Source organism: Piscirickettsia salmonis LF-89 = ATCC VR-1361, assembly GCF_000297215.2.
Taxonomy (GTDB): domain Bacteria; phylum Pseudomonadota; class Gammaproteobacteria; order Piscirickettsiales; family Piscirickettsiaceae; genus Piscirickettsia; species Piscirickettsia salmonis.
In genome coordinates this window covers 83061-101111 of the sequence record NZ_AMFF02000020.1, presented here as the reverse complement: position 1 = coordinate 101111, position 18051 = coordinate 83061, and the positions used below count along the sequence as shown (strand labels likewise).

At 42.5% G+C, this 18051-nt stretch carries 17 protein-coding genes, 4 tRNA genes and 1 pseudogene; 11 read left to right on the top strand and 11 right to left on the bottom strand.

The features are described from left to right. Positions 1–5: 5 nt before the first annotated feature. The 5 genes from secE to C200_RS02715 form a co-directional block, all read right to left on the bottom strand. Complete coding sequence (gene secE / locus C200_RS02735; protein WP_017378043.1) at positions 6–374, bottom strand: preprotein translocase subunit SecE; 369 nt, start codon at positions 372–374, stop codon at positions 6–8. Between the two features lie 26 nt (positions 375–400). Next, positions 401–476: transfer RNA gene (locus C200_RS02730), tRNA-Trp, on the bottom strand. A gap of 60 nt (positions 477–536) precedes the next feature. Continuing rightward, a tRNA-Thr gene (locus C200_RS02725) sits at positions 537–612 on the bottom strand. A 28-nt stretch (positions 613–640) separates the two neighbouring features. Then, positions 641–714, bottom strand: a tRNA-Gly gene (locus tag C200_RS02720). 1 nt (position 715) lies between these two features. Then, positions 716–800: transfer RNA gene (locus tag C200_RS02715), tRNA-Tyr, on the bottom strand. A 346-nt stretch (positions 801–1146) separates the two neighbouring features. Between C200_RS02715 and C200_RS16485 the strand changes: the two genes are divergently transcribed. The 9 genes and pseudogenes from C200_RS16485 (at position 1147) to rmf (ending at position 7976) form a co-directional block, all read left to right on the top strand. Continuing rightward, positions 1147–1566, top strand: a complete 420-nt coding sequence (locus tag C200_RS16485) for a prepilin-type N-terminal cleavage/methylation domain-containing protein (RefSeq protein ID WP_052104618.1) — start codon at positions 1147–1149, stop codon at positions 1564–1566. Between the two features lie 34 nt (positions 1567–1600). Continuing rightward, a pseudogene (locus C200_RS14440) lies at positions 1601–3184 on the top strand (GspE/PulE family protein). Continuing rightward, positions 3138–4352 (top strand): type II secretion system F family protein, encoded by a 1215-nt coding sequence (locus C200_RS02700; protein WP_016210367.1) that lies wholly within the window; start codon positions 3138–3140, stop codon positions 4350–4352. The pseudogene C200_RS14440 and the gene C200_RS02700 overlap by 47 nt, the downstream one beginning before the upstream one ends. Positions 4353–4357: 5 nt before the next feature. Then, a complete protein-coding gene (locus C200_RS14435; protein ID WP_016210356.1) occupies positions 4358–5071 on the top strand; it encodes a prepilin peptidase in 714 nt (237 codons plus the stop codon). A 95-nt stretch (positions 5072–5166) separates the two neighbouring features. Further along, positions 5167–5760, top strand: coding sequence for a dephospho-CoA kinase (gene coaE / locus C200_RS02690; RefSeq protein ID WP_016210366.1), 594 nt, complete (start codon positions 5167–5169; stop codon positions 5758–5760). Positions 5761–5897: 137 nt separating this feature from the next. Continuing rightward, positions 5898–6677 (top strand): cell division protein ZapD, encoded by a 780-nt coding sequence (gene zapD / locus C200_RS02685; protein ID WP_016210363.1) that lies wholly within the window; start codon positions 5898–5900, stop codon positions 6675–6677. Positions 6678–6698: 21 nt separating this feature from the next. Next, positions 6699–6875 (top strand): DNA gyrase inhibitor YacG, encoded by a 177-nt coding sequence (locus C200_RS02680; protein ID WP_016210353.1) that lies wholly within the window; start codon positions 6699–6701, stop codon positions 6873–6875. A gap of 22 nt (positions 6876–6897) precedes the next feature. Further along, a complete protein-coding gene (locus C200_RS02675) occupies positions 6898–7545 on the top strand; it encodes a hypothetical protein (protein WP_016210368.1) in 648 nt (215 codons plus the stop codon). 242 nt (positions 7546–7787) lie between these two features. Next, positions 7788–7976: a ribosome modulation factor gene (gene rmf, locus C200_RS02670; protein ID WP_016210358.1), complete on the top strand. Its 189-nt coding sequence runs from the start codon at positions 7788–7790 to the stop codon at positions 7974–7976. Positions 7977–8056: 80 nt separating this feature from the next. Here rmf and C200_RS02665 read toward each other — a convergent pair whose 3' ends face one another. The 6 genes from C200_RS02665 to grpE form a co-directional block, all read right to left on the bottom strand. Then, positions 8057–9400 carry an MFS transporter gene (locus tag C200_RS02665; RefSeq protein WP_016210357.1) on the bottom strand — a complete coding sequence of 448 codons (1344 nt, stop codon included), beginning with the start codon at positions 9398–9400 and terminating at the stop codon, positions 8057–8059. Between the two features lie 353 nt (positions 9401–9753). Continuing rightward, the gene (gene greA / locus C200_RS02660) at positions 9754–10233 is read right to left on the bottom strand and encodes a transcription elongation factor GreA (protein WP_017378057.1); all 480 of its coding nucleotides are present in this window, start codon (positions 10231–10233) and stop codon (positions 9754–9756) included. 116 nt (positions 10234–10349) lie between these two features. Continuing rightward, entirely contained in the window at positions 10350–11159 is an 810-nt protein-coding gene (dapB, locus tag C200_RS02655) for a 4-hydroxy-tetrahydrodipicolinate reductase (RefSeq protein WP_032126255.1), read from the bottom strand. 4 nt (positions 11160–11163) lie between these two features. Beyond that, positions 11164–12306 (bottom strand): molecular chaperone DnaJ, encoded by a 1143-nt coding sequence (dnaJ, locus tag C200_RS02650; protein WP_016210360.1) that lies wholly within the window; start codon positions 12304–12306, stop codon positions 11164–11166. An 83-nt stretch (positions 12307–12389) separates the two neighbouring features. Beyond that, complete coding sequence (gene dnaK, locus C200_RS02645) at positions 12390–14324, bottom strand: molecular chaperone DnaK (RefSeq protein ID WP_016210369.1); 1935 nt, start codon at positions 14322–14324, stop codon at positions 12390–12392. A gap of 107 nt (positions 14325–14431) precedes the next feature. Then, positions 14432–15049: a nucleotide exchange factor GrpE gene (gene grpE / locus C200_RS02640; protein WP_016210354.1), complete on the bottom strand. Its 618-nt coding sequence runs from the start codon at positions 15047–15049 to the stop codon at positions 14432–14434. A gap of 159 nt (positions 15050–15208) precedes the next feature. Here grpE and C200_RS02635 point away from each other — a divergent pair, with 159 nt between their 5' ends. After that, positions 15209–16084 carry an NAD(+) kinase gene (locus C200_RS02635; RefSeq protein WP_016210362.1) on the top strand — a complete coding sequence of 292 codons (876 nt, stop codon included), beginning with the start codon at positions 15209–15211 and terminating at the stop codon, positions 16082–16084. Positions 16085–16235: 151 nt separating this feature from the next. Then, entirely contained in the window at positions 16236–17963 is a 1728-nt protein-coding gene (gene recN / locus C200_RS02630; protein ID WP_016210355.1) for a DNA repair protein RecN, read from the top strand. Positions 17964–18051 lie beyond the last annotated feature (88 nt).

The window sequence follows — 18051 nt, the reverse complement described above, 5'->3', positions numbered from 1 at the left end:
TTCACCTATGTAAATAAAACATGTTTAATTGCCCAGGCACTAATGGAGTCCACACCCCACAACACAAGCGCAGCAACAACAACAAACGCACCCACAATCATGGTCGTCTGTTGAACTTCTTTACGCGCTGGCCAAACAACTTTACGCAACTCAATACGCGCTTCACGCAAAAAATCAACAGCTTGCCGGCCTTTGCCTGTCAAGCTTGCAATCGCTAAAGCGGCAACAACAACGACTAATACCGCCCCTGCCCGTAATGATAATGCATAGGATGAAAAATAAAAGTTTCCTCCCGCAGCCGCAACAACTAAAAGGCAAACCAATGCCCATTTTAATTTGTCAAAACGACTTTTCAGTTCAACTTTCACAGTCATATGTGACATACACCTAAGAAAAATAATGGCAGGCTAGGAGGGACTCGAACCCCCAACCTGCGGTTTTGGAGACCGCTGCTCTACCAATTGAGCCACTAGCCTACGGAAATATCGGTCAGTATTTTAACAAAATACTAGCCGCTTCACAAGCCTGCCACAAAGTGGTGCCCATAACCAGACTCGAACTGGTGACCTCTTCCTTACCAAGAAAGTGCTCTACCGCCTGAGCTATATGGGCCAAAATACTTTAATCTTAAATATAGGATTGGAGCGGGTAGCGGGAATCGAACCCGCATCATCAGCTTGGAAGGCTGAGGTTCTACCATTTAACTATACCCGCGTGGTGGTGGGAGAAGGATTCGAACCTTCGAAGGCTGAGCCGCCAGATTTACAGTCTGGTCCCTTTGACCGCTCGGGAACCCCACCATTTAAGGTTAAGCATTATAGCTTTTCTCTAAGTAAAGTCAATGACTTTACTTAGGTTTTCCTGTGTGAACCAGGTCAACGCAGGCAGATTATAATGACTTCGCAGAAAAAGACAAGCATTTTTATCAACTTTATTTTATAACACTGTTAATCCCCAGCTATTTGCTATATTTCCCAAAAAAGTACCAAATCAAACCAATTATAGCACTGTAACAATACATCACCATCAAATAACATCAATATAATGAACAACTCATTTACACGCTTTCACTTTATATTTTATAGTTTCCTTTTAGCATCATAGTTCTATAGACTAGGAAAAAAACCACGTTTCATGGAGTGAACGATGAATAGATCCAAAAACCGCAACCAGCTTGGCTTCTCCCTCATAGAAATCATGGTCGCTGTTGCCATTATTGGCATTTTAATTGCCATTGCCGTGCCAAGCTACCAAGAATATGTCTCACGGGCAAAAAATGCGGCTCTTGATGCCACCATTGCCGCTTATAAAGCGCCTGTTGCCATTGCCATTGGTGAGAGCGGCCAGATCAATAGTGACATGGACTTAAGCAACTCAAGCATGGAAAAATACCACTTCCCAGCCCCACCTAATGCCAGCAATCAAGTCACATTGACCATTTCCCCAAATCAAACCAAACAAACCATCACCATTGAAGCAGAAGACGATAGCACCGGTAAATCCCGCCAAACCATCGGCACCTTTGCCAACAGCACCCTCACCTGGGGAGACTTTCAAAACGGCTAAACTCTAACTGCTATAACACATTAGGTAATCAAGCATGTCCAAGCAACTTAAAATATTAGGTTTGACTGAGCTTGACTTAAATCAAATTAATACACACACCATAGATCTTGGCCCAGTGCCTGTGCACTGGGTGCGCAAGCATCGGTTACTGCCCTTTTATTACAAAAATAGCAAACACCTCATCGCAATCAGCCAATATCAAGACCTTACTGTCCTTAAATCACTCACCCTCCTCACCGGCCATTATTTTCACCCTGTTTTATGCGAGACGGATGCATTGCAATCCGCCGTACAACATTTATTACAGCAAGAGAAACTCAAAACCAAGCTAACAACAGCCAAAAACTCAGTCAGCCAGCATATTAACCAGCTGATCCTGCACGCCATCGAACAACGCGCCTCCGATATTCACCTTGAGCCTTATGAGCAAGATTACCGCATACGTCTACGCATTGACGGCAAGCTTCTACATAGCCACTCATTACCTCAAACATCCAGTGCCGTAAGCGTCGCTACCTCGGTAGGTATTTTGCACATCCAATGATGCAAAATCGCCGAGCAAAACGCGACGACTATAAACCCTCGGCTGTCCGCGTCACACAGCGTTACGTGCCTTGAATCGGCACTCCATGGCTCGCAGCGACAGATTATTTCACATATCAAAGTACTCGCGCGTCTAGACATTACCGAAACACGCAAACCTCAAGATGGCCGTTTTCACTTGGATATCCCCGGTCGTGATAAAACTCACTTTCGCTTAAATTCTTGTCCTACTCTATTCGGTGAAAAGCTCGTGATACGCATTTTAGGTGGCGCAGGCCCACAGCCTGATCTAAATCAGCTTGGTTTATTGCCAAGCCAATACCACACCGTACAACATGCCTTACAACATCCGCACGGCTTAATTCTAGTCACCGGCCCCACAGGCAGTGGCAAAACGTTAACACTATACAGCATGCTACAACAGCTAAATACCGGCACACAAAATATCTGCACCGCCGAAGATCCTGTAGAAATTTTGCTACCCGGCATTAATCAACTCAATATTAATCCAGCAACCGGTTTAACCTTTTCAGCTGCTTTAAGAGCATTTCTCCGCCAAGACCCAGATATCCTCATGGTCGGCGAGATTCGTGATGAAGAAACTGCCAACATGGCCATTCGTGCTGCCCAAACGGGTCACTTAGTTCTCGCCAGCCTCCATACTTCCTCAACCGCAAACGCCATAGACCGTCTTTGTAATATGGGTATTCAGCGCTTTGACTTAGCCAACTGCTTAAACCTAGTTATCGCCCAACGCTTAATTCGTACCCTCTGCTCACACTGCCAAGGCCACAACTCTCATCATTGCCAACACTGCCATCAAGGCTTTTTAGGGCGTAGTGCCATTTTCGAATTATTACCCATCAATAGCACTGTGCAAGAGATGGTCAATCAAACAGCCAGCAGTCAAGAGATTCACACACACAACATGCAGCAAGGCCAACATTCATTGGCCTCCGCAGCCCAGGAAAAAATTCAAGCCAAATTAACAACACTCACCGAGGTTCAACACATTATCGAGCATAGTCATGAGAAAAATCCAGGTAAAGCTCTATCGCTGGCAAGCGGTCACTGACAGTCAACAAACCCACCAAGGCATCAACTCAGCGCTCAACCAGCAGGCACTAGAGTGCGATTTATTTAGCAGAAATTTAATCCCAATTAAAATCAAGCGCTACTACCCAAGCCTTTATCAACGCTATCGCTCACGCATTAACTCACACTTTATTAGCCAATGGACCAGGCAACTTGCCACCTTATTAAGCGCTCAACTACCATTAGCCGAAGCGCTTGCAATCAGTGCTGAAGCTAGTCCGTTCTGCTTACAACAGCAGTTTATTTTATCCATTAATCAAGATATCAAACAGGGGCTTTCTCTAAGTCAGAGTTTAAAAAACACTCAGCATTTTGATGCTACTTATATTGCAATGATTCAGGCAGGAGAAGTCTCAGGACAACTCATTGACACATTAATAACCCTTGCCAATGATCAAGAGCGACAAATAGCCTTAAAAAAACGCCTAAATAATGCACTGATCTATCCAGTCATAATCAGCATTTTTTCCTGTATTATTACGTTTGCCATGCTGCAATTTATCGTCCCCCAATTTAAGCAATTTTATGCAGCACTCAACACCCCGCTACCTAGACTCACAGAACTCATATTAGTATTTTCTAATAAGCTAAAATCTATCTCTAGCATGAACATCATTATTTTTCTAATCAGCCTCTACATAGTACAGCGTATTTATAAAAAATATCGCGATAAAGTACATGCCCTGGCAGAACCTTTCTTACTAAGGCTACCAATTATTGGCGCCATCAAACAAAAAAATAGGCTCAACACTTTTTGCCGCACATTGCATATTTTATTTAATAGTGATCATCACCTACCTACCTCACTAACCATCGCAATCAAGGCAACACATAGCCCTCAACTCATCAGACAAGCGGCCACCATGTGCACTGAACTTGAGCAAGGTACCAGCCTTCACCAAACATTAAAAAATCACTCGACTTTCCCAAATATCGCCTTACAGATGATCCATGCAGGTGAGCATTCACACCAACTTGCTATCATTTTAAAGCAATTATCAGCCCTCTATGAAAGCGAGCTCACTCAAACGATCAACACATTAATAAAACTACTTGAACCTCTAGCGATTATAGTTATCGGTGGGCTCGTAGGCTTGATTATCATCGCCTTATACCTACCTATTTTTCAACTCAGCCATATTTTATAATCATCATGATCATCACACTACTGGCCATACTACTCAGCCTTGCGAGCCTATTTTCTTTACAAACACTTCCGGCTCCCTTACTGACAGAGCAATACCACTGTCATTTTTATTGCCCATTGTGCCATCACAACCAAAAGCAGTTTAACTTTCGACTTGCTTCCTGCCCTATTTGCAAACAATCGTTTTTTCGCTTAACCAGCGTTCTATTTAGCACTTATTTATGCACCAATAGCCTGATTCTCTTTTTTATTAATCAATACTTAAACTGGCAGTACTTTTCTTTAATTATTTTAAGCTACTTTCTTATCTCACTGTCTTTCATTGATTTTTATCATCGCTATCTACCCGACACCCTCACCCTACCGCTACTTTGGCTCGGCTTATTATTTAATTTATGCCCTACCCTTCATCACTGTTCAATTAATCAAGCGATACTAGGGGCCGTTATTGGCTACTGTAGTCTTCGATTAATTAATTTATTATTTACCCGAGCACGCAACAAACAGGGCCTTGGAGGTGGAGATATCAAACTTTTTGCTGCTCTTGGTGCGTGGTTTGGCCTTAATTCACTACCACATATATTATTTATTGCCTGCCTATTAGGCCTAAGTTTTAGCCTCGCCCAATCACTCTACCAGCATAGAAAAATAACACATATTGCCTTTGGCCCTTTTTTAAGCCTAGCTGTATTATGTTTGTTATTACAGCACCCTATTTAACAACTTATCTTTTTATAAATTATAAAGTTTTTATAAACTTCTCCTAATTTAGGCCTTGTGTCATAATTTAATAAAAGTACTCTAAGGTAAACTTCATGTATATCGGCCTTTCAGGTGGCATTGGCTCAGGCAAAACAACAGTCACAGACTGCTTTGCAAAGCATAATATCGACATTTATGATGCAGATGAGATGGCACGACTTGCCGTCGCTCCAGGCCAGCCTGCACTCACAGAAATTATTCAGCATTTTGGCCATGAAATTATCAATGAGCAAGGCACCCTCCATCGACAAAAGCTACGTGACATTATTTTTTATGCACCAGAGCAAAAGCGCTGGCTCGAAAACTTACTCCACCCAATTATTCGCGATATGATGTTTGCTGCAGCAAAACACACAACATCACCATACTGTCTTTTAGTCGTTCCCTTGCTTTTTGAAAGCAAGATTAAATACCCAGTCAATCGCATCTTAATTATAGATACCTCACTCGAGCTACAACTTGAACGCACACAAAAACGCGATGGTTTAAGTCGTCAACAAGCGCAAAACATTGTCGATCAACAAGTCTCGCGCCGTTATCGCCGCCATCACGCTGATGATATCATCGAAAATAATGGCAATTTAGATAACTTAAAACAACAGGTGGAAAAGTTACACGCCTATTACCTAAAGCTGAGCCAGAACTAAACTAAACATTCTGTTTCTGTGCTAACTTTGAAATGCGCACTATATATACACTATATGTGCTAAACAAAAGAAAAAACCAAATAAAGAACATGAAAGAACATGGAAGAAAATAAGCAAAAAAGACAAAAGGAAGCACAATGACAGATAACACAACACAAGACATTATCTTCTATGATCACCCATTAACCGAGCGCATTCGCATTATTTTACGTGCCCATTACTTACTACACCAATCCAAGCAATGCTTGCATCGAGAAGATAGCTGGGGCAGTTTCTATACATTACAAACACTAGCTGAGCTGTTATTATTACTCGAGCGGCACGATGTCAGGCTAGAACTCCAGAAAGAGTACGACCGTATTAATACGCAATTATGTCGCCTTAAGGGTCGTGAAGAAGTCAATGAAAGCGCATTAACATATATGCTTGACCAGTTAAGCCATCAGCTAAACCAGCTGAGCAAACATAAAGATAAATTTGGTTACAGTTTACAACATCATTATTTACTGCAAGGCCTCAAACACAAGCAACAAGCACGTATCTGTAATTCCTTTGAGTTGCCTATACTACACCAATGGCTTTATCAAAGTTACTCACAACGCGAATACGATCTGCAACAGTGGCTCGGTGAGCTTGAGCCATTGGATCAAAATATCAATTTTTTGATGCAGTTATTTCGTGACTGCTGCCATACAGAAATAATCAGCTTAAAACAAGGACATCACCAGCGCACTTTAGAGCCACAACGTTATTATCCACTCATCCGCCTTGGCATCCCTGCTCACCATATCGCCTTCCCTGAGATTAGTGCAAACCGCCATTGTATTAACATCCGTTTATTAGTCAGCAGTCAAGGCGAAAAACCACTTGCACTTAAACAGACAGTTGACGTATTTTTTATGCAATGTGGTTTATAGTAAAATCAAAGGTAATCTAACATGACACTTATTCGCCCCTGTCCCACTTGCCAAAAAGACGTCGATATTAAAAATGCAACAGCACGCCCCTTTTGCTCTGAGCGCTGCCGCCTCATCGATTTAGGTGCATGGGCTGAAGAAAGCTACAAAATACCGACCCAAGCTAGCAACAATGAACCATTCAATCCTCATGACTGATCAAATAACAAAGGCTCATACCATGCAAACTACCCTACCGCGGCGCTCGCTCTATCGCCATTACAAAGAAACCAACTTTCAATTGCACCAACGATTATTAAAAAAATTTCCACAAGATACTCTTCATAAGTTCGCCAAACGTTTTAAAATGGTCGACGCTCATAATAATGTCACTGCTAAAAAACCTGACCATGAAGACTTATTGATCGATTATTGCTTATACCATCACAAAATCGACGGCCAAGATTTTATAAACAATGCACTTAAAGACCCCCGCTGCAAATGGACAATAGAAGAATTAGAACTACTACATACCATGCAAGAAAGCCAACTGGGTCTTTATTCCATCGATAAAGTCCTCTCACGTGATGAAGCCTTAATCAGTGACCTGAAATCAGGCCAAAGCATTTGCGTTACTGACCGCAAACTCACACAAATGGACTTATCCGTACGGACATTAATTATCACACGCCTTTATCCATTAAGTGAATTTAATCTCACCTGTGGCTCAATGATTCCATTATTTGGTCAAGAGAGCATACAAGCAGAGCGCCTTTATCAATTATCTACCAATTTTTCATACGATATTCTAAAATTACTGGTGCTTGAAGAAAATCTCAATGATATTATCAAAGCCCACCAAGTCTCTGATATTAATGCTATTGCTTAATATTTTTTTCAATTGAAGCATCAACACACCTCACGCCCGCCTGAGCCAAAAGGCCCATATATACCTTATATAATACAGCCAAGCGGGCCTATACATTGCAGAAAAACAAAATAAAATCAATCAAGAAATTTGATTTATAAAAAATAATGAATCAATTTAAATAAACTATCCTTGCCAGACTAATTATCCCCTAGGATATACTCAAAGACTCACTCCCTCTTTTATTAATAGAAGGACAAGCCATGCAAAGACAAAAACGCGACCCTGATTCTCGCGCATATCAACGCGGCTACCGTGCTGGACTTCTTGGCCAATCACAAGAAGTTTGCCCATTTCACGGCAACAATAAACGCAACTACTGGCTCACTGGCTGGCGTGAAGGACATGATTGCCATAAACGTGGTTTTGAAGAACTTGCCAATATCAATTAATATGTCTCAAAACTAAAAAAGAGCCATAAACAGGCTCTTTTACTAAGCAAATAAATACTTAACACACTTTAACATGCTTTTTAAGATGCCTTTTGAGAAAAAGTCACAACGTTTTCACTCTTCTCAAATTCCCCACCTAACTCACGACCTTTTGTCTCTACACCAAAGATAGTCGTCACAACAAATCCTAAGATACACAGCACAGCAATTGTACCCACTGTTATACCTAAACCAAATGCTTCTACACAAATCGGCAAGAAAAAGACACCCAAAGTTGCACCAAGCTTACCTGATGCTGAAGCAAAACCATGACCTGAGGCGCGAATCTCTGTTGGAAATAGCTCAGCTGGCAACATATAGGTTGTCGGATTTGGCCCGGCATTAACCATTAAATAAAACAGTATAAACCCGGTAAATAATAAAGGCACATGCATCATGGCTCCAACTTCACCCGAACTTGCTAAAATACCAAGTCCTACTGCCATACCTAAAAAGCCAAACTTCTGCAAACGTAAACGCCCCCAACGCTCGATCCCTAACATCGCGATAAAAACACCGATTAATAAAAAACAATCAAGAATAATCGCATTTTGCGTTGACGCAATATCTTGCAAGATAAAATTAGTCACCGGAGACGCCCCAAACTGGGAAAAGATCATTGGCGTATAAAAGCCTAAGCCATACAATGCCACATCCATGATAAACCACGATACTGATGTAAGTATCGTGATTTTTATATATTTTTTCTTAAATAATTCACGATAACCTAACTGTGGTGATCGCGCTTGCTTTTTCTCTTGGCGCATTTTGAGCCATTTCTCGCTTTCAGGTAAGCCTCGACGTAAAACAAAGAGCACTACCGCAGGGACTAGACCTAAAGCCAACATCACCCGCCACGCATTATCAGAAGGATAAAAATTCAGGATAATTACACCCAATACTGCACCCAATAATGCACCAAATGCCTGAAAAGCAAAGCCTGCGGTCATAAAGCGTCCGCGTAAATGCTTTGGCATGCTTTCAGCAATATAAGTCGATGAAAGAGGGTATTCACCACCAATCGCAATACCAAGCAAAAAGCGGAAAACAATCAGCGAAACCACTCCCCAAGACAACGAAGATAAAACCGTAAAGACAACAAAGAATAAAATATTAACGAGTAATAATTTGCGTCGCCCTAACACATCCGTTAAGCGCCCCATCACGATCGCACCAACGATTGCACCTAAGGTTGTTGACGCACCAATCATACCGATTACAGTAGCACTCGGCTGATAAACATGAATAATCAAAGGCAGCGCCACTGCAATCATGAATAAGTCGAATCCATTCACAAATAGCCCCATCGCCCCCATCAACCAACGATACCAATAGCTATCACGGCTTAAACGACTATTTGACTGTACACTGGGTATATCTGACATATTAAATCTCTATCTGTAACACCATAAACTCTTGCAGATTCTAACAAAGGAATGTTACAAAATAATGACAAAACCAGCAATACTCTAGCAAAAAGACCGATAAAAATTAATGCTTATCGCAATAAAAGTAAATAAAATCAATAATATACATTTTATATAATGATTAATTAAGCTATTAAAGCCAAAAGAAATACAGAAATCGAATTTTATTTATTCTAAAATACATGATCTTAAACATTTTGTTTGTGCTGTCAAAATCCATTTTAATAACATTTTAATAATGATAATGTTATGAAAAAAAACAGCCACATTCAGCGGCTGTTCTACACAATCTAAATAACGTGCAAGATTAACTAAAGATGCTCAACTTTATCAATTTCATATTCCACAACACCACCAGGAACATCAACTTGCACCGAGTCACCTTCTTCTTTGCCAATTAAAGCACGGGCAATTGGTGAAGTCACAGATAGTTTTTGCTCTTTTAAGTCCGCTTCATCTTCACCAACAATCTGGTAACGCACCGCTTCATCTGTTTCAACATTAATCAAACTGACCGTTGTACCAAAAATAACGCGCCCACTCGGTGACAACTGGGTAATATCAATTACTTGTGCATTAGACAACTTACCTTCAACTTCAATAATGCGGCCTTCAATAAAGGCCTGACGTTCACGTGCTGCATGGTACTCAGCATTCTCTTTCAAATCACCTAACTCACGTGCATCTGCGATCGCACGAATGACATTAGGACGATCTGCTGTTTTTAATTGATCAAGTTCACGCTGTAATAAACCTGCGCCATTTTTTGTCATTGGAATTTTAGTATTCATCGCTCTTACCCTCTCTGCCTGTGCATATTGGCAGATTTATCTCTTCTGTTTCATTGCTGTTATATTTCAACTGAAATTCTTCAAGCCGATCGAATTTCTTTAAACCAATCTAATTATTAATGAGTTAACACATCTGCCATGCTATACCAACCCGCTGTTTGCGCGCTTAACCATGCTGCGGCTTGCAGTGCACCTTTAGCAAAGCAATCACGGCTTGAGGCCCTATGGGTCAACTCAATGCGCTCCCCAATAAGCCCAAATAGCACCGTATGTTCACCAAAAGTATCACCCGCTCGAATGCTAGAAAAGCCAATTTCCTGCTTATTTCTAACACCTGTGTTGCCTACGCGCCCATAACTTGCGGTCTCCGCTAAAGAGCACCCCAGCTCATCGGCAATCGTCGCACCTAACACTTTTGCTGTTCCAGAAGGTGCATCAATTTTATTACGATGATGCGCTTCTATAATTTCAATATCTGCATTTTTACCTACTGCTCGCACAGTACGGCGTAAAATATCAAGCAAGACGTTAATGCCCAAGCTCATATTAGCCGCCCATAACAATGGTAATGTCACAGCAGCACGCTGCAAGCGCTCCATCTGCACATCAGTCAATCCTGTCGACCCTGTCACTACCGCCACACCTGCTTGCTCATACAGTGCAAGATGCGTCATCATCTGCTCTGCTGGTGTAAAGTCAATCACAATATCAGCATGCCTCAGTGCTTGGCTCAATGATGCGCTAAGCACAATCCCCGTACACGCACCCCCTGCAATCTCGCCGATATCCTGCCCCAATAAAGGGCTAGTTTCACGGCCAATCGCAGCAACCAGCTCAAGCCTGTCATACGCTTCTCTACGCAAACACTGAATAATAGCCTGTCCCATGCGACCTGCAGCACCGACTAACACCAAGCGTTTTCTCATAGGGTTACATATCCTCAAAGAATTTTTTAACGCCCGATAACCAAGATGAACTCTTAGGTGAATGATTGCGACCAGCGCTCATACTCTCACTGAACTCACGCAACAGCTCTTTTTGTTTATCACTTAACTTCACTGGTGTTTCTACAACCACAGTACACATTAGGTCGCCAATCGCACCGCCTCGCACTGGTTTCACACCCTTACCTTTTAAGCGAAAGGTTTTACCTGTTTGCGTTTCAGCAGGAATCCGTAATTTTACCCGACCATCTAAAGTCGGCACATCCAACTCACCACCTAATGCAGCAGTTACAAAATTAATAGGAATCTCACAGGATAAATTCTGGCCATCACGCTTAAAAAGCTTATGTGACTTAATTGCAATCTGCACATAAAGATCTCCAGCAACGCCACCATGTAAGCCTGCCTCACCCTCACCGCTTAAGCGAATGCGATCACCCTCATCCACTCCGGCGGGCACCTGTACCGACAGCGCTTTATTTTTCTGCACACGCCCTTGCCCTGAGCATGCACCACAAGGGTCACTGATGGTCGTGCCGGCACCATGACACGCTGGACAGGTTTGTTGCACAGAGAAGAAACCTTGCTGCATACGCACTTGACCATGCCCAGCACAGGTTGAGCACGTCACCGGCTTAGAACCTGAACGCGCGCCTGAGCCATGACAACGCTCACAACTGACAAAAGTCGGCACTTTAATTTGAACTGTCGTGCCTTTCACTGCATCTTCCAGCGATAATTCTAGGTGATAACGCAAATCAGCGCCTTGTTGAGCAGAAGAGCGTTGGCTACCCCGTGCACGACCTGCGCCACCCCCGCCAAAGATATCACCAAAGATATCGCCAAAGATATCCTCAAAGCCTCCAGCACCCGCAGCGCCCCCACCAAAACCACCCGCTTGTGGGTCAACCCCAGCATGGCCAAACTGGTCATAAGCCGCACGCTTTTGGCTATTGTTTAAGACTTCATAGGCTTCTTTGGCTTCTTTAAACTTAGCTTCGGTTGCAGTGTCCCCTGGGTTACGGTCAGGGTGATATTTCATCGCCAAACGACGATAAGCTTTTTTAAGCTCAGCATCACTGGCATTACGGGCAACTCCTAGAATTTCATAATAATCGCGCTGACTCATCGCTCACCTTCATATTCTTTATAGACAAAGCGCGGTAAACCGCGCTTTTTTATTAATGTCGTTCAAACGGTAAAAAACTAGGCTTATTTTTTGTCTTTTACTTCTTCGAACTCAGCATCAACGACATCATCATCTTTCTTCTCATCCGTTTGAGATTGAGCCTGCTCCGCTCCAGCCGCTGCCGCCGCCTCAGCTTCTGCTCCCTGATTAGCATAAAGCACTTCAGCCATTTTTGCCGAAGCTTGTGTTAATGCTTCCACTTTTTCATCAATCACTGCTTTATCATTACCGCTGACAACATCTTTTAGCTCACTAATCGCTTTTTCAATGGCTGTTTTATCATCAGCAGCGACTTTGTCACCTGCTTCTTTTAAGCCTTTTTCCGTCGCATGAATCATCGCCTCAGCATTGTTACGCGCACCGACTAGTTCCTGGAATTTTTTATCATCATCAGCATGATCTTCAGCATCTTTGATCATCGCATCCACTTCATCATCCGATAAGCCGCTAGAAGCACGAATAACGATCGACTGCTCTTTACCCGTGCCTTTATCTTTAGCCGACACATTTAAAATACCATTCGCATCGATATCAAACGTCACCTCAACTTGCGGCATACCACGTGGTGCTGGCGGAATATCGGCCAAATCAAAACGACCCAGTGATTTATTGCCTGTCGCCACTTCGCGCTCACCTTGCAACACATGCACAGTCACCGCAGTTTGATTATCTTGCGCCGTTGAGAAAGTTTGCGAGGCTTTTGTTGGAATCGTCGTATTTTTCTCTATCAACTTCGTCATCACCCCACCCATGGTCTCAATCCCGAGTGATAGTGGCGTAACGTCTAATAACAGGACATCTTTAACATCACCGGCCAGCACACCGCCCTGAATTGCTGCACCCACTGCAACCGCTTCATCTGGGTTCACATCACGACGCGGCTCTTTACCAAAGAAGTTTTTAACGACCTCTTGTGCTTTTGGCATCCGTGTTTGACCACCGACTAAAATCACATCGGTTACATCACTTACTGATAAACCCGCATCTTTTAGCGCCACACGACACGGCTCAATCGTTCCTTCTACCAGGTCTTCTACTAATGATTCAAATTTAGCCCGTGTTACGCGAATATTCATGTGCTTAGGGCCAGTTGCATCCGCTGTAATATAAGGCAAGTTCACATCTGTTTGCTGAGTTGAAGACAGCTCGATTTTGGCTTTTTCAGCAGCTTCTTTCAAGCGCTGCAATGCCAGTGGGTCATTATTTAAATCTATACCTTGCTCTTTTTTAAACTCATCAACTAAATAACTGATTAAGCGTAAATCAAAGTCTTCACCACCTAAGTGCGTATCGCCATTGGTCGCTAAAACTTCAAATTGGTGCTCACCATCCACTTCAGCAATTTCAATAATAGAAATATCAAAAGTACCGCCACCTAAGTCATACACAGCAATAACACCATCACCACGCTTTTTATCCATACCATACGCCAGTGCGGCGGCTGTTGGCTCATTGATAATGCGCTTGACATCTAAACCAGCAATACGCCCAGCATCCTTCGTCGCTTGACGTTGTGCATCATTAAAGTAAGCAGGAACTGTAATCACCGCCTCTTTAACGTCTTCACCCAAATAATCTTCGGCTGTTTTTTTCATCTTTGCGAGTACTTGTGCAGAAATTTGTGGTGGTGCTAGTTTTTCACCATTGACATCAATCCAGGCATCACCATTATCCGCTGCAGCAATTGTATAGGGAAGGCGCTCGATATCACGCTGTACCGTATCATCAGAAAACTTACGGCCAATTAAGCGTTTGACTGCAAACAGGGTATTATTTGGATTGGTCACCGCTTGACGTTTAGCCGGTTGACCGACCGTAACCCCATCATTGGTATAAGCGACAATAGAGGGTGTCGTGCGATCACCTTCTGCACTCTCAATCACACGCGGTTTATCACCATCAAGAACAGCAACACAAGAGTTGGTTGTTCCCAAATCAATACCGATAATTTTAGCCATTAAACTTCTCCTAGATAAACGATCAAATTCATTAAATTCATCAAAATTCTTACTTTAAAACCAAATATTCTTAACTGTTTTTAAGATGAGGACGACAGCAAGCGGTTTCAAGCACTTTCATCGACTTTTTTTTCAGGTTGTGCTTTTGCAACAATCACGCGAGCCGGGCGTAACAGGCGCTCATTCAATAAATAGCCCTTCTGCATCACAGCAACGATAGAGTTCGGCGCCGCTTGTGGATCTTCGATCATACTCATTGCTTCGTGTAACTCAGGATCAAAGGCTTCACCAACAGGGTCAATCGACTTAACATTGAACTTTTCTAAACGATCACTCAACATTTTTAGCGTTAATTCAACACCTTGATGCATAGTCGTAAAGGCTTCACCCTCACCTTGGGTTTCTAAAGCACGCTCTAACGTATCCACAACATCAAGTAGCTCACGCGAAAATTTTTCCAGCGCAAATTGACGCGCTTGAATCGCTTCACGCTCAAAACGACGCCGCGCATTTTCAGATTCTGCTTTTGCTCGAAGAACCATATCCCAATGATTTTTTGCTTTCGTTTCCGCGGTTACCAACGCAGTTTCTAACTCAGTAATGCGATCTAGCAGTCTCACTTCCTCTGCAGCAGCGGCACCCGTATCTTGTTTAACCGAGACATTCTCTTCTTTCATCTCTGCATGCGCCACACTGTCATCTTGCATTGGTGCTTTCTCAGTCATGCAACCCCCTCTAAAACCTTCTTTAAAAATAAAATAATTGATATAGCCGTCTATATAAGGCCACCATGACAAAACTTCAAGAGCTGAATTAAAAATCTAACTCTAGCGCAGTTTGACAACATCACGCATAATTAGTGCAAATAAGAAGGAGAGTTCGCCGTGTTCTTTAAACGCATTGCATTACTGGGCACTCATACCAATCCACAAGTGGCCGATACACTCAACCAATTAATCACTTGGCTCAATCAGCACCAACGTGAGCTGGTTCTAGAACAGAAAACCGCAACATTTATTAAAAATACAACAATTCAAAACAGTCAGTTAGAAACACTACACAAACACTGTGAAGTTGCTATTGTCGTCGGTGGTGATGGTAACTTATTAGCGGCCGCACGCCATTTTTCTATGTATAATATTCCACTCATTGGTATTAATCGCGGCTCACTGGGCTTTTTAACTGATATTACGCCTCAATACCTAACAGAAGAGCTACTGCCTGTTCTGGAAAAAAAACATATCGAAGAAAAACGCTTTTTATTGACCGGTAGCCTGCGCCATCAAGTCGGCGAAAGCCGTGGCAGTAATGCCTTAAATGACATTGTCTTAAGCCCTGGGGACCTCGCACGCATGATTGAGTTTGAAGTCTTTATTGACGGGCATTTTGTCTGTAATCAACGCGCCGATGGCCTAATTATCTCAACACCTACCGGTTCGACTGCCTACGCCCTCTCCGGTGGTGGCCCCATTATACACCCAAACATGCAATCCATTGCGCTTGTTCCTATGTTTCCTCATAACCTCACCAGTCGCCCTTTAGTCGTCCCTGATAGCAGCCATATCGTTATCAAGCTCGCTCCTCATTTAAAAACCTATCCAACCGTCAGCTTTGATAGTCAATTACACTTTGAAATCCAACCTGGCGATGAAATTCATATTCAACAACAAACTGGCCGCTTGCGCCTACTCCACCCCAAGCATTATGATTATTATGCGGTGTTGCGCAGCAAGCTTAACTGGGGGCAACAGCTCTATTAAACTTAAGAAACAAAATATAAATTAATCAATAGATTATAAATATTAAAATCGAATACCACTTCACTAGAATCTAGAACCATAGAAATTAAAGATATTTAAAATCAATAAAATATAAAAATAATTTAAATAAAGTAAACAGAAAGAAACCTCAATGTTAACACAACTTTTTTTACGTCATTTTGCAACGATTGAACGTGCTGAAATTAATTTAAGTCAAGGCTTAACAGTATTAACCGGTGAAACTGGAGCAGGTAAGTCCATCTTAATGAATGCAACCCACCTGTTGCTTGGCGGCCGCGCCAATACTCAGTTTATTCGTACAGGTGCTAAACGCGCAGAAATTCAAGCAACCTTACGATTAGCCACCCAATCTAACGCATACACTTGGCTCAAGCAACAAGAACTAGAGTTAGATTCGGATGTAGGTGTAAGCATAGGTGTAGATCTAGGAACAAGTAACCATAAAGCAACAGAAAACGTAGAGTACCAGGAGTGCATTATTCGCCGCACCCTCTCTAGCGATGGCCGCTCACAAGTATATATTAATGGCCGGCGTACAAGCTTGCACAATCTACAACACTTTGCCCAGCACTGCTTTCAAATTCAAGGCCAACATGAAGCCTACAGTTTAAAATCAGAAGATAAACAACGTGAATTACTTGATGCCTATGGTAACCACCTCACCCAGTTAACTCAGGTAAAAACTCACTACCATATTTATAAACAAACACATGAACAACTGCAACATATTCAAAAGCTACATGATGCCGAGCAAGCAGAGTTCACGCTACTTGAATATCAAATTGCAGAGCTCGAGGAACTTAACCTTGAAGCAGATGAAGTAGAGCTACTTAACAGCGAATATAAAACCTTACATCAGCATGACAGTTTAAAAACAGAGTGCTATCAAGCACTAGAATGTTTAAGCGGCGATCGTAACGTAATTAGCCAACTAGAGTCTTTAGAATCACGTTTAAATTACCTCGCTGAGCATCATCCAAAAGGCAATGATATCTGCGAATATATCAAACAAGCACATATCCAATTAAGTGAGGCTAATACTGAACTGCAACAGTTAAGCGGTTATTTTGAACCAGATGAAGAACGCCTACAACATATCGAAAAGCGTCTGGATAAAATTCATAGCACCGCCAGAAAGCACAAGGTTGAAGCACATGAGCTATATAATACCTGGCTGCATTTACAAGAAAAGTTCCAACACAATCATGATCGCCAAAACGAGCTTGATCAACTTAAAAAAAAGCGCGCTCTACAAGAACAAGATTACCAAGCAGCTGCCAAGCAGCTGTCTACATCCCGACAGCAATCTGCCTTGGCCTTAAGCCAAAAAATTACGCAATTGATTCGTACGCTTGGCCTAACTCATGCTGTTTTTAGCATTGACTTATCTAGCGATAGCAACATGATCAGTGGGCATGGCCAAGACAAAGTCACCATGCTTATTCAAACAAATCCTGGGCTTGATCAAGGCCCCTTGCACAGCATTGCCTCTGGAGGCGAGCTATCACGTATTGCCTTAGCTCTGCAAGTGATCTGCGCAGAAAAAATGCAGCCAGCAACATTAATTTTTGACGAGGCTGACACCGGAATCAGTGGCTCAACCGCCGAAGTCGTCGGCCAATTATTGCGCACTTTAGGCGAACACTGTCAAATTCTCTGCATTACTCACTTGCCACAAGTCGCCGCCCTTGGCCACCACCATATTAGAGTCAGTAAGCAAACGTCCAACCAGTCAACGAACACTGCATTCGACACTCTAAATCAAGAACAGCGCATTCAAGAACTAGCACGTATTTTAGGCGGTGTGCACATTACCGCAACCACTCTTGCTCATGCAAAAGAGTTGATCTGTGCTTAATTAACGTGAGTTCGATATAAGGTCCTATTGAAAAAGCAGCCCGTTTGCAATTAATATTTAGGTTCTCAAAGTCTAAATCCATTGCAAG